Here is a 12,781-nt window from a genome sequence, read left to right as displayed (position 1 = left end):
GGGATTTTGGTGATGTTGTAGCTCTTTAAATGAGGGTGATTTTCGATCCAGGCTACGCGCTTTCATGTGGGCGAGCGTCGAGCTACTTCCTCCGCTTAAGTTGTTGCTGACGCTTCGTTAACACTTCGCTTTCGCACAGATTTGCCGAAGGGCCTACTTTCTATAATAGTACGGAAATCTCTTCAAATATTTGTTAAAATACGATATTATTATATGGATTTTTGTATTTCTTTACTTTATTTTGATATTGTTATTTGTTTTAGGTCAATTTTAAAATATAATGTTATGTTTGGCCTCTTGTATAATTAAGCGCGAATATAAAGGAATGGCTAATAGGAGAGTGATGGAGTGCTTTTTAATTCCTTTGAATTTATTTTTCTATTTTTACCAATTACATTTGTAGTCTATTTTTTCTTAAATCGATTCAGTAACCAACAATATGCGATTTATTGGTTGGTACTGAGCTCTTTGTTTTTTTATGGTTATTTTAAGTTAACTTATTTAGCAATCATTACGGTCTCAATCATTGTGAACTTTGCTTTAAGTCGGATCATTAATAATAGCAATAATCGTCTGAGAAAGACTTTTATGATTATCGGAGTAGTCTTTAATGTTTTAATACTTTGTTACTATAAATATACAGATTTCTTTATTACAAATATTAATAGTTTATTCGATACAGATTTTGCAATGTTGCATTTATTGCTACCATTAGGGCTTAGTTTTATTACATTTCAACAAATTGCTTTTATTGTTGATAGTTATCGAGATGGAACAGCTCATTATAAATTTAGCAATTATGCGCTGTTCATTTTGTTTTTCCCACAATTAGTAGCGGGGCCAATTGTTCAGCATGATGAAATGCTTCCACAGTATGATATTAAAGAAAATCGAAAAATTATTCATGACAATGTTGCACGTGGCTTATTTATCTTTGTCATCGGTTTAGTCAAAAAGATTGTTATTGCGGATACGGTGGGCATATGGGCTAATGCAGGTTTTGAAAATTATAGTAACTTAAGTTTTGTAGAAGCGTGGATTACTTCCTTATCGTATACCGTACAACTTTATTACGATTTTAGTGGATATTCCGATATGGCAATTGGTTTAGCCTTATTATTTAATATTAAATTGCCAGTAAATTTCTTCTCCCCCTACAAAGCACGTAATATTCAGGAGTTTTGGAAAAAGTGGCATATGACCTTGAACCGGTTTTTAACTACATATGTATATTTTCCGTTAGGTGGTAGCCGAAAAGGGGAATTTAGGACTTATATAAATATTTTAATTATTTTCTTCATCAGTGGATTTTGGCACGGCGCTGGATGGAATTTTATTTTATGGGGACTCATGCATGGTTTTGCGTCTGTTGTGGTAAGACTTTTTAGTAAAACAGGTGTTAAACTTCCTTATTTACTTTCGTGGTTTATAACTTTCCAATTTGTTAACATTGCTTGGGTATATTTCCGTGCAACAAGCCTCGAGCAAGCAAATACTATCATATCTAAAATGTTTACGCCAAATATGGAATCTATAACGAGCTTCTTTACTGAGCCACTTACTAATTTTGCTCAAGCGGAAGCATTTAGTGTTATGGGATTAACATTGAGTGATCCAATCGTGATTGTTGTAGGACTTTTAATCACACTTGTACTTGCATTTACTGCCTTAAATTCTATTCAGTTAATGGATAAGATGAAATTTAATTGGGGAGCAATCATTTATATGCAATGTATGATTGTGCTAGTTCTTATATCGATCTACTATATGCAGAAAAATAGTATATTCTTATATTTTAATTTCTAAATAAAGGTGTGAATTAACTTGGATCCGAAAAAATGGTTAGTAAAATTGTTTGCCACATCCTTCATCGTAATAGGATTACCTGTTTTCGGAATTATGGGTTTCAATTATTATATTGATCCTCTGTGGAATTACACACACGCCAATGACTTTAACGACTATCAGCTTGGCTTTGATGAAAGACAATTAAAAACAAATTATATCAATAGCCATGATTTCAATTATGATAGTTTATTAATTGGAACGAGCAGGATTACGTATCTTGATGAGAGGGCCTTTACAACAGAAAGTGTCTATAATTATTCATTAAGTGGGCTGCAGATAGAAGAATACTTACCTTATATGAAATATGCTGAAAAGAAAAATGGTAAGCCGTTTAAGAAGATTTTTATTGAGTTATATTTTGATTCGGCTAATACTAGCAAACCTAATACATTGAATCCGCCGCAAACTTATATTGAGACGTCTGAGGCACCGTTTTATGGCATAAAATCTTTATTTTCAGAAAGCACTATGCATTATGCTCGTTTTAATTATGATATCTCAAAGGCAAATCATTATGACGGTGCTCGTAGTTACATGCGTAATAACATTGCACAAACTACATATCCGAATGATGATATGGAGCAGTCATGGCAAGAATTTAAGGAAAATTTTAAAGCAGAGTCAGCCAAGCCTTTTATGTATGATCATGACTATCTAAAAAGGCTTCAAGCTATCAAAGATGCGTTTCCAAATACAGAATTAGTTGTCTTTACGGAATTAATGCCTGCTAAACGTCTTCAAACAATTTTGCATAATGATAATCGTTACGAGGCTTATAGTAGATGGATGAACGAGATGGTGGATGTGTTTGGCACCGTCTATAGCTTCCATACAGTAAATGAAGTAACGACGAATATGGACAACTTTTTTGATTGGCTTCATTACTATCCAAATGTGGGGTATTTAATAATAAAATCTTTAGAGAACAGGGAAGATCAATCAACTATTATGCAAGATGTAAATAAAGGGAATCTTGATGAGTACCTTGAAAATGTAGTGGTAGATATCAATATTGAGTAAGCGATGAAAAAGATGACTCCAATTTGCCGGAGTCATCTTTTTCAATGCTGATATTGTTAGTGTTATTGCTTGTTTAGTTCATTTATTTTTTCATAAATACGTCGCTTACGATAGAGCATAATACCTGCTTCGGCAACATCTTGCATCATGCCTTTATTGGCAAAGGCACCGAAAATCATCCCGGCAATCGGAATCATTTGGAACAACTTTTTCCATCCAAACTGATCGCGATACGTAAAGAATACTTCCTTCCAACCTTGCAGCTGTGAAATCACATTTTCTGCTGCGTTATTAGTAGTATCATACATGGACGAAAGTTCCTTCAATATCGCTTCTTTGCCGACAATATCGGCGGAGCTGAATTGGAGACATTTTACGATGAAAATACGCTCCATTTTATCGTTCGGATCATAGCCATGAATGATCGCAATCTCTTGCAATGTTTTTAAAGCCAACCCTAAAATAAGAGGAATATCAATAGCCAATGTGAAAATACCACCAAAGCCAGTAGAAGCACCTTGCATTGTTGCGAATTTCACACGCTCATTTTGTAATTTGTCACTTAGCGCAATCATATCCTCTAGCGGCATTTGACTAATATCGGATATAGCAAAAATATTTTGAAACGAAGATTGGTTACGGATTTTCTGCATCATTGCTTGTTCATTAATTAAATATTTGCCACCTGTTTGAATATAGCTTCCTAATTCATCAACTAGTAATGCTATTTTATTTTGAAGGAAGGTAGGTGTCATCTTATCTAAGATTTTAAATGGGATGCGACCTAATTTATCAAAAAACCACAAATCCTTTTGATCATTTTCCCATGCTTGGATTTCTTGTAAATGCTTTTCTAATTGCTCGACGTTCTCCATTTTGTCTATTCCCCTTAATATTTGCATTTAATTTAACTTCTTTCAGCGGATGTCCTAACACCCACTGAAATAGAGGAACTCAGTCTAAGAACGCCACGTCCTGTGGCAATGACTGAGTGACCACATCATGCTGTGTTGCTGCCGCTACGCTTTCGCACAGACAAAAACACGTTGCTGACGCTGCGTTAGCACTACGCTTTCGCGCAAAAAAACATTTGTTGGTCTAAAGCCTCCGGCGGATGTCACGGAATCGGTAAGGAGTTCACATAGGATGTTAGCCTAAAATCATCGCATCCGTTCGATAACGGCTAACTGACCTGCATCGGTGCTGTGTTGCCGCTGCCGCTACGCTTTCGCACAAAAAACATCTGTTGCTGACGCTACGTTAGCACTGCGCTTTCGCACAAAAAACATCTGCAGGCCTAGGCACAAAGCCGATTTCGGACGCAATTATGCCGAGGCATAATTGATATACGAAAGGAATTTAAAAAGGTTTCGTTAGTTTTTGAAAAATTATGACATTAATGCGGGGTGGATGATTGCCAAACAGTTGCAAGTAACGCGGTACCTTCTTTGATTTGCTCAAAGGTCAGCCCACCATAGCCTATAATAACCATGGCATGTGTAGACGCTTGCTGATAGGAGGTTGAACATGGATAGACTTTGATTCCTGCCTCCCGTGCAAGACTAATCGCAGTCTGTTCAGAAAGCCTTTTTGGTAACTTCATAACAATGTGTAGCCCAGATTTTTCTCCAATTACTTCGAACTCCTCAGAAAAATTTGCGTTAATAGCTGCTAGTAATGTCTGTTGCTTTTTGCGATAAATAGTGCGCATTTTAGCTAAATGCTTATCGAAAAAACCTTGAGCAATAAAATCGGCTATCACAAGCTGGTCTATTTTTGAGACAACAGACTTTTGCTCCTGATTAAAAAGAACAAAATCTTCAACTAACGATTTAGGCAAAATCATGTAACTTATGCGTAGCGGTGGGATAAGTGTTTTGGAAAATGTTCCGGAATAAATAACACGCTGAAGCTGATCCATTTTTGCTAATGAGGGGATAGGGAGCCCCTTATAGCGAAATTCTGAATCATAATCATCTTCAAAAATATATGCTTTATCAGAAATGGCCCATTGCAGAAGTGCTACACGCCGTTCAACAGGCATGACCATGCCAAGCGGAAACTGATGTGCGGGTGTTGTGCATAACATGTGGATAGTTTTTTTCGGAATTGTAACCCCTGAGTGATCAACAGGAATAGCGTGAGTTGTTAATCCACATTGTTGCAATATTGCACGTACTCTTTTAAAGCCAGGCTCCTCTAAGCCAACATGTGTTTTGGGGCCAAAAAAGTGACATAGAGCTTGAAGCTGACTTTGTGTACCACTATAAACAAACACCTGTGATGCTTCACAAGCAACGCCTCTTGAACGTTCAACGTAGCGAGCAATTTCCGTCCGTAATAGAGCCTCTCCTTGCCAAGGGCTTGTCGTTAAGTTATTCACATTGAGGTGCTTTTTCAACAGCTTATGCCAGATGGAAATTGGAAAAGCCTCTTTATCCACATGTCCGTTGTTAAAATCAAATTTAATATCATATGTAATTGGTGTTATAGCAGTGGATGTATGCCGCTTTAGCTGCTGTCCCCATTCGAATTCAAAGGGCGCTATGAAATAACCTGAGCGTTCCTTGCTATAGATATAGCCTTCCGCTAGCAATTGCTCATATGCTTCCTTAATCGTATGAACACTAACATCGAGCGTTTTAGCAAGTGTTCGTTTGGAAGGTAATTGCTCATGGGCCGGTAGTTTATTGTTGATAACTGCTTGTTTTATTTCTTCGTAAATTTGCACGTATTTCGATGCCTCTCCAGTAAATGAAATTGATAACTCCAAAATATTGCACCTCCTGGTATGGTAAATTATTTGAAAATTGGTTATATCCATCATATCAAAATTACCGTTAAATAATGAAAAAGGAGTGAATAATAATGAATTTTATAGCACTAGAAAATGAAGTAGTATTACTTAAACCATTAGGTCAAGAGGACGCCCAAGGGATCCTAGAGGCTGGTAGTTATCCAGAGATTTGGCCTTATTTGTCCACAACGATAGAGAAAATGGATGATGTGCATAACTTTGTGGACAATGCACTGTCTGCAAAAAACGCGAAAATAGAGTTTCCATTTGTTATTGTGGATAAAAATTCTGGGCAAATCATTGGTTCGACTAGGTTTATGGATATTGATGAGAATCATAAACGGCTTGAAATAGGTACGTCATGGATTACACCGGCTTTTTGGCGTACCACTATAAATACGAATTGCAAATATTTATTATTACAATACTGTTTTGAAGTGTTAAAGCTACAACGTGTACAAATTAAAACAGACCATGAAAACGTACGCGCTCAAAAGGCGATTGAACGAATTGGAGGGGAAAAGGAGGGCGTTTTACGTAATCATATGGTGCGCAAGGATGGCACAACTCGCCATACTGTGATGTATAGTATTACTTTACAAGAATGGCCACAAGTGAAAAAGCATTTACAGCAGTTGCTAGAAATTTAAACAGAAATTGTTATATTAAAAAAAGAATGGTCATTTAATCGACCATTCTTTTTTTATAGATAAATCCTGCTACAATCCAAGTAACTAGTGACCATACGATGATAGTAGCTATTGGAATAATGACGTCCATTGTTGTATATGTTCCTTCTAAAGCCTCTGCTAATAGTACTAATTGAGAACTTGGTAACCACTCTGCAACTTTTAAAATAGGGAAGGCTTCCGATAATCCTAGGATAATAGGAGCGAATGAGAAAATAAAGATAACAGGTAGAACGATAATAGATCCTTCCATAATCGATTTGGCGAATAATCCACATACTGTTCCCATTGCAATATAGAACACAGCCGACAGCACTAAAGCAATAGCTATGATGAAAAGATTAGCAGGGTCATAGCCAACAAGAAAAATAGTCATGGCTACAACTACTATTGTAACGATTAAGACAAACAAGCTTTTACCAATTAAAATATCTCCAAGTGAAGCAGGAGAAAGCATTAGACTGCGAAGCGTATTTTTTTCTTTCTCCTCTGCAATTAAACAACATTGTACGTAGGTAGTCACCATAGAAAACGCCATATTTATTGGAAGAAAATAGGTTATTATAGCATTTGCACCTGTTTGATTGTATAGAATAGCCATAAAAAGTGGCATTAATGCCATTGTGGATACCGCATAGTTACGTGAAAATTCCTTATAATCCTTCATAAAAATAGCTTGAATACGTGTCATTGAAATGTTCATAGTAAATCACTCCCTGTTATTTGCATAAAAATATTACCTAGTGTTGGTTCATTTGTATAAATGCGAGACACCTCGTTCGATTGCATCCAATGAAACAGTTTTAGTGCATCCTGTTCTCCATTTTGAATGATTTCACAAGCACCATTTTTAAATTCAACAGTAATGGAATCATCACCGAATTCTTTTTTTAACTGTTTCGGTGCACCGATTGCCCGAATTTTTCCTTTGTGTAAGAAGGCTACGCGATCACAAAGTATTTCTGCTTCACTCATATCATGTGTAGTTAAAAATATTGTCGTACCCATTTCATTTAACCTACGCAAGCCATTATATATATGCTGTGTATTAACAGGGTCGAGTGCAGAAGTTGGTTCATCTAAAAATAATAATTCTGGTTTATGCATGATGGCACGTGCTAGTGTAACTCGTTGAAGCATCCCTTTAGAAAGCTGACTAATCTTCTTTTTATGCTCACCGTATAAGTTAACAAAGTCTAATGCTTCTTTTACTGCTGATTTTGGTAATTGGTATAAATCACTATATAGTAATAAGTTCTCTTCAATTGAAAGTCTTGTGTACAGACCACTATTATCTGTTAAAATACCAAAGCGTTTACGATTTCGACTTTGTTTCATTTCATCTGCTGGGCGACCAAACAATAAAACATCGCCAGCAGTTTTTTCAGTTTGTGCTGTTAATATTTTAATAGTAGTAGTTTTTCCGGAGCCACTAGGGCCAAGAAAGCCGAATATTTCTCCTTTTTGAATAGTAAAGGAAACATCCTGTAATGCGACTTCCTTATTAAATGTTTTTTTCAAATGCTGAACATCGATCACTGCGTTCATTTGAAAACCTCCCTGTGTTGTTGTTGATATCTACACTATAAGGGACAATGGAGAGCTCAACATTAAAATACAGGTGAAAGGCAGTAAAATGACCTTTAGTGGAGAAATATTTCAGCTGACAGGAGTCGTTTATTTCCTGGGAAATCTACTAAATTCCGAGTATTTCCTTTAAGTCTGCGAGCTTATTTTTCGACAAAGGTACTACAGCTCTTTCATTACTATTTAAGGCTAGACTATAACTATTGCGAGTCCATGTAATGATTTCCCGTACCTTTTGCAAGTTAACGATATAAGAGCGATGACTTCTAAAAAAGCCGAACGGTGTCAATTTCTGCTCAAGCTCATTCAGTGATAATGTACATGGATAGGTTTCGCCTGCAACATACACAGAAACGACCCCGTCAACACTTTCGATATAGTCAATTTCAGGGGGATTAAATAAAATGATTTTGTCATTTTTCTTCGTAGGAATTTTATCAAGTCGAATCGGTACATTTTCAAGCGAAGGAGAAGCTGGCTCTGTCTCATCCTCTTTAACGTCTAATGCATGTAAGCCCATTGTATCTAGTCTATGTATGGCTGTACTCGAAATAATTAAATCCTCGAAATTATTAGACAGTAAAATAACTGTTTTATCTTGTCTTTGAAGGGCACCCAATAACTGAATGACTTTTTGCTTGGAAAACTCATCTAGATTTTGAAATGGCTCTTCTAAAACTTGTATTTGTGCTGAACTGAGATATGTATGTATCAATTTTAAACGTTGCTTTTCTCCATTTGAAAGCTTGCTGATTTTAATGTTTTTTTGCTCCGTTAAAGCGATTAATGGCAATAAATCCTCCAGCTTTTCAGAAGTAGCATTGAAAAGCTTTAAGCAAAATTGGATATATTCTCGAACCGTAAGTCGCTCATACAAAGCACTTTCACGAAGATGTGTATACGTATTGCCTTGTTTCATAAACCATTTCATTAATGTATTGATTTTAGACACATCTGTATAAATGCCGATAATAATACCTGTCTGTAAGGAAAGGTGAAAGCTTGGATAAATAACATTGCCTCCTTCTATATAAGGTTCAATAATCATATTTTCATTTTGATCCATTATTTTGTTCTCCTTGATCTCTTTTGGTTTGTAAAAATTGTGAGATATCACCTTGTGCCTGTAAAAAACTTTCATGACAATAGTTCGGATTATAATAGTCCATAAAACCATGCTGACCTTTATATTGTTTCGTGTGAACTGCTGGTAATGTATCGAGTGTTTTCTTTAATTCAAGGACATTAAAGCTTTTCTCATGACTTGGTAAAATGACAAGTGTTGGACAAGAGGGGATTACCTCAAGATATTGGCGGATGCGAGAACCATAAACGCAAACGATCCCTTGTAATGGGAGTGTAGATAGTCTCCAAGCTAAAGTTGCCCCTACACTAAATCCTATTAATAGCACTTCATCATAATTTGTCCTAGCTTCCAATAGTTTGTTGCTTAGTTTTTTGAGAGGAGCATCAAAGCCAACTTCATTTATGAAATATTCATAGGCTTCCTGTTCTTGTTCGTATGTAAATACTGTATTTTCTGAATATAAAGAAATGCACTCAACAGTCGTGCTAGCGTTACTGTATGTTGCAGCTTGCTTTTTTATAAAATCGTTTACACCGTATATTTCATGTAAAATAAATATTTTCCTTTTCATATAGGCCTCATTTTCTTTTTCCAATAGTGTACCAAAAAGTAATCATATCGTATATTTTAGAAATTTACGGCACTGATTTTATTATGTTTATATAATTATTTAAGGATTAAAAATCCAATTGTAAAAAAGTATGTAAAACTAAAAATGAAAAACATTTATAGAATAGGTGAATGATTTAGTTTTTTTGAAGTAACACTTAGGAAGGCGCTTAAATACCACAAAAATAAAAGCTGTTCAGTTTTAATTTGCTGAACAGCTTTTTTAAGTTTATTTTAATACTTTTTAGACATAAAACCCTTCATTTCCAGGCTAAGCGAATTAAGCTCATCAATGATTTCACTAAAGTCCTGAACAAGTTGTGCCTGTTCGTTTGTGGCACCATTTATTTGAGTCATGTTTTGCTTTAAATTTTCAAGATTATAATTGATGCTTCGAAGCGAGGATTCAATGTTATCAGTAGCAGTAGTAGTTTCAGTAGAAAGCTTGCGAACTTCTTGTGCGACTATATTAAATCCGGCACCATGCTGACCTGCTCGTGCGGCCTCAATCGATGCATTTAATCCGAGTAAATTGGTTTGACGCGAAATATTTTTTATTAAGTCGGTAATACCATTTGTTTTTTCAGCATCCTCTAAAGCAAATTGTGTCTGCTTATTAATCTCCTCACTAGTTGCAGCTAGCTCCTCCGAATGAGAGGCAATTGTATGTACTTTATCCTGTAGGTTTTGGATAATTTCATTCATAGTAAGAATATATTTCTCCATTTGAAGAGAATGATCAATAGGTATTCCAAAGGCTAGCGCGCCTACGATTTGCCCATTTTCACGAACGGGAAAAGAAAATGCGTTAAAAACCACACCATAATATTCTTCGGGTACAGGCTCATCCGTACTTTTTCCTTTAAGTGGGAGATGTAAAATAGCATCATCTGGATGAAGTTTTTGCCCGACTTTATAACCGGAATCTATCCGTTTCCCAGGTAAATAAGCAATAATACGCTCACTTTCTTTATCTACCAATCCAATCATGGACTCGCCCTTCATAGCTAAATGAATGTAAGGCAATGACATTGTTAATGCTTCAAGAATTTTCATAGTAACCTCCTCGGTATATGTACGCCCTATTAAATTGGGGCATAATATAGTTCTTTTAAAAACGTAATTTTTTGGTAAGTAATACTTCTTTAATTGTATGAAAAAAGGAAGAGAATAAAAAGACTAACTTAATACCATTATCCTTTTAAATTGTACAATATTAATGGTCCTATATGTTTAAATTTTAAACAGGGATTGGATTTGCATAGTAACGAATATTGCAGACGTGGTAATCATGGAGTATGTGCAATAGAACTTTGCAGAAAATAATACGGTATTAGATAGTGTTAATAAATAAGGTATACGGATTTAAAAAGAGGCAGGTTTAACAACGAAAGGCTGAAGTGTCATTTTGAAATGTATGTAATGTAAGTTGATTGGAGTGAAGGCTGGACGACCCTTTGGGGATTAGCGGCTCATCGGACGCCCAGACGGAACGGAAATCAACTACTAGCTTTGCCGGAGAAAACTTTAATTATTTTATTTTTCTTTCGCAAAACCTTAACATAGCTTTCTCTTTTTTGGACAACCTAAACTAGAAATAATGGCATGAGGTGTTGATCATGAAAATAGAAAGGTCGTCCGAATGGGAAGAAGGCTTTATCAATAAACTAGATCATCTTGAAAAATGGGATAGTTGGACATTGTACAAGATGAATTATGACATTGTGAAAATGAAGTTAATTACTGATTTCACAGGTTTACAAGCGACGAAGTATTTACCAAATTTAAAGCCACTTACGCACCAGTTAGAAGCAGCAGAAACGGTGATTGAACGTATGAATGGAAAAGCGATTCTAGCTGATGAGGTGGGACTTGGTAAAACAATTGAAGCGGGTTTAATTTTAAAGGAATATCTGATCCGAGGACTCGTCAAAAGAGCATTAATATTAGCGCCAGCATCTCTTATTAATCAGTGGATTGAGGAATTAAACATAAAATTTCATATTCCGGCAATCGCTTATAAAAAAAATGTTCCGATAGAGCGCTACGATGTCCTTATTATGAGTATGGATACTGCCAAAAAAAGTCCACACAAAGAGCGCATCTATGAGCAGGATTACGACATGATTATTATTGATGAGGCGCACAAGCTAAAAAATCATAAAACTCAAATTTATGAATTCGTACAAAGTTTAAAGAAGAAGTTTTGTTTATTATTAACCGCAACACCAATTCAAAACGATGTCTTTGAATTATTTTATCTTATTTCCTTACTTAAGCCTGGCCATCTGGGCAATTATGATACATTTCAATCTGCATTTTCGGCAAGTAAGCATGATTTAGAGCATAATGATTATTTAAAGGAATTAGTTAATCAGGTGATGGTGAGGAATAGGAGAGAGGATACGGGTATTGAATGGACAAATCGCCGCGTTCAAATTGTCCCAATCCAATTTACGAAGGAAGAAGCGGAAGTTTATGATTTGCTCGGAACGCTTCAAAATACTGGCTCTTTTTCATTAATTACATTGCGGAAGGAAATGTGTAGTAGCAAAGAAGCGACCGCTTTAACATTATCTAAAATGCTTGAAGAAGATAATGCACAATCACAAGAAGTGGAAGCTATACTAGCAAAATTAATGGCTTTGGAAGTGAACTCAAAGGCAAATAAGACACTTGAAATAATCGAACAAGCACAGGATAAAGTGATAATTTTTACAGAGTATAGAGCTACTCAAATTTATTTGCAATGGTATTTACATTCTAAAGGTATAACGAGCGTCCTGTTTAACGGTAAATTTAATAAAAACAAACGTGATTATATGAAGCATCTATTTAAGGAAAAGGCACAGGTTCTAATCGCAACTGAGGCAGGTGGCGAAGGGATTAATCTTCAATTCTGTCATCATGTCATTAACTACGATTTGCCTTGGAACCCTATGAAGCTAGAGCAACGGATTGGACGTGTACATCGTTTAGGGCAAGAGCATGATGTTCATATTTACAATCTGGCTATTGCAAATACTATTGAAGAGAACATATTAGCATTACTTCATACGAAAATTGATGTTTTCGAAAAGGTAGTAGGAGACTTAGATGCGATTCTATCTAACTTTAAAGAATCTGTATAGCGTAAGGGAGAAG

General features: G+C 35.7%; 11 protein-coding genes. 4 read left to right on the top strand and 7 right to left on the bottom strand.

The window, feature by feature from the left end; translation table 11 throughout:
• The first annotated feature begins 348 nt into the window (after positions 1-348).
• Together ACB089_RS23225 and ACB089_RS23220 are read left to right on the top strand one after the other, a co-directional pair.
• Positions 349-1,806 (top strand): MBOAT family O-acyltransferase, encoded by a 1,458-nt coding sequence (locus ACB089_RS23225; RefSeq protein WP_374964117.1) that lies wholly within the window; start codon positions 349-351, stop codon positions 1,804-1,806.
• An 18-nt stretch (positions 1,807-1,824) separates the two neighbouring features.
• A complete protein-coding gene (locus ACB089_RS23220) occupies positions 1,825-2,868 on the top strand; it encodes a hypothetical protein (protein ID WP_374964116.1) in 1,044 nt (347 codons plus the stop codon).
• Positions 2,869-2,930: 62 nt separating this feature from the next.
• Here ACB089_RS23220 and ACB089_RS23215 read toward each other — a convergent pair whose 3' ends face one another.
• Together ACB089_RS23215 and ACB089_RS23210 are read right to left on the bottom strand one after the other, a co-directional pair.
• Positions 2,931-3,743 carry an EcsC family protein gene (locus tag ACB089_RS23215; protein ID WP_374964115.1) on the bottom strand — a complete coding sequence of 271 codons (813 nt, stop codon included), beginning with the start codon at positions 3,741-3,743 and terminating at the stop codon, positions 2,931-2,933.
• A gap of 521 nt (positions 3,744-4,264) precedes the next feature.
• Positions 4,265-5,641, bottom strand: a complete 1,377-nt coding sequence (locus ACB089_RS23210) for a PLP-dependent aminotransferase family protein (protein ID WP_374964114.1) — start codon at positions 5,639-5,641, stop codon at positions 4,265-4,267.
• Between the two features lie 95 nt (positions 5,642-5,736).
• Here ACB089_RS23210 and ACB089_RS23205 point away from each other — a divergent pair, with 95 nt between their 5' ends.
• Positions 5,737-6,315 (top strand): GNAT family N-acetyltransferase, encoded by a 579-nt coding sequence (locus tag ACB089_RS23205; RefSeq protein ID WP_374964113.1) that lies wholly within the window; start codon positions 5,737-5,739, stop codon positions 6,313-6,315.
• Between the two features lie 34 nt (positions 6,316-6,349).
• On the opposite strand, the gene ACB089_RS23200 is transcribed toward ACB089_RS23205, so the two are convergent.
• From ACB089_RS23200 to ACB089_RS23180, 5 genes are all read right to left on the bottom strand, one after another.
• Positions 6,350-7,057 (bottom strand): ABC transporter permease, encoded by a 708-nt coding sequence (locus ACB089_RS23200; protein ID WP_374964112.1) that lies wholly within the window; start codon positions 7,055-7,057, stop codon positions 6,350-6,352.
• Positions 7,054-7,902 carry an ABC transporter ATP-binding protein gene (locus ACB089_RS23195; protein WP_374964111.1) on the bottom strand — a complete coding sequence of 283 codons (849 nt, stop codon included), beginning with the start codon at positions 7,900-7,902 and terminating at the stop codon, positions 7,054-7,056. The genes ACB089_RS23200 and ACB089_RS23195 overlap by 4 nt, the downstream gene beginning before the upstream one ends.
• Before the next feature lie 148 nt (positions 7,903-8,050).
• Positions 8,051-9,007 (bottom strand): LytTR family transcriptional regulator DNA-binding domain-containing protein, encoded by a 957-nt coding sequence (locus ACB089_RS23190; RefSeq protein ID WP_374964110.1) that lies wholly within the window; start codon positions 9,005-9,007, stop codon positions 8,051-8,053.
• Positions 8,994-9,599: a dienelactone hydrolase family protein gene (locus ACB089_RS23185; protein ID WP_374964109.1), complete on the bottom strand. Its 606-nt coding sequence runs from the start codon at positions 9,597-9,599 to the stop codon at positions 8,994-8,996. The genes ACB089_RS23190 and ACB089_RS23185 overlap by 14 nt, the downstream gene beginning before the upstream one ends.
• Positions 9,600-9,871: 272 nt before the next feature.
• Positions 9,872-10,693 carry a methyl-accepting chemotaxis protein gene (locus ACB089_RS23180; RefSeq protein WP_374964108.1) on the bottom strand — a complete coding sequence of 274 codons (822 nt, stop codon included), beginning with the start codon at positions 10,691-10,693 and terminating at the stop codon, positions 9,872-9,874.
• Positions 10,694-11,256: 563 nt separating this feature from the next.
• On the opposite strand from ACB089_RS23180, the gene ACB089_RS23175 reads away from it, so the two are divergent.
• Positions 11,257-12,768: a DEAD/DEAH box helicase gene (locus ACB089_RS23175; protein WP_368638457.1), complete on the top strand. Its 1,512-nt coding sequence runs from the start codon at positions 11,257-11,259 to the stop codon at positions 12,766-12,768.
• Positions 12,769-12,781: the final 13 nt, after the last annotated feature.

Origin of the sequence: Lysinibacillus sp. RS10, assembly GCF_041956855.1 — a bacterium.
Taxonomy (GTDB): Bacteria; Bacillota; Bacilli; order Bacillales_A; family Planococcaceae; genus Lysinibacillus; species Lysinibacillus xylanilyticus_A.
The sequence above is the reverse complement of the archived record's forward strand: the minus strand, read 5'-3'. Positions and strand labels throughout refer to the sequence as shown.

Excerpts from the sequence above, each read along its gene's own strand:
- ACB089_RS23215 (WP_374964115.1), bottom strand. The coding sequence starts at position 3,743 with ATGGAGAACGTCGAGCAATTAGAAAAGCATTTACAAGAAATCCAAGCA.
- ACB089_RS23205 (WP_374964113.1), top strand. The coding sequence starts at position 5,737 with ATGAATTTTATAGCACTAGAAAATGAAGTAGTATTACTTAAACCATTA.
- ACB089_RS23200 (WP_374964112.1), bottom strand. The coding sequence starts at position 7,057 with ATGAACATTTCAATGACACGTATTCAAGCTATTTTTATGAAGGATTAT.
- ACB089_RS23195 (WP_374964111.1), bottom strand. The coding sequence starts at position 7,902 with ATGAACGCAGTGATCGATGTTCAGCATTTGAAAAAAACATTTAATAAG.
- ACB089_RS23190 (WP_374964110.1), bottom strand. The coding sequence starts at position 9,007 with ATGGATCAAAATGAAAATATGATTATTGAACCTTATATAGAAGGAGGC.
- ACB089_RS23185 (WP_374964109.1), bottom strand. The coding sequence starts at position 9,599 with ATGAAAAGGAAAATATTTATTTTACATGAAATATACGGTGTAAACGAT.
- ACB089_RS23180 (WP_374964108.1), bottom strand. The coding sequence starts at position 10,693 with ATGAAAATTCTTGAAGCATTAACAATGTCATTGCCTTACATTCATTTA.
- ACB089_RS23175 (WP_368638457.1), top strand. The coding sequence starts at position 11,257 with ATGAAAATAGAAAGGTCGTCCGAATGGGAAGAAGGCTTTATCAATAAA.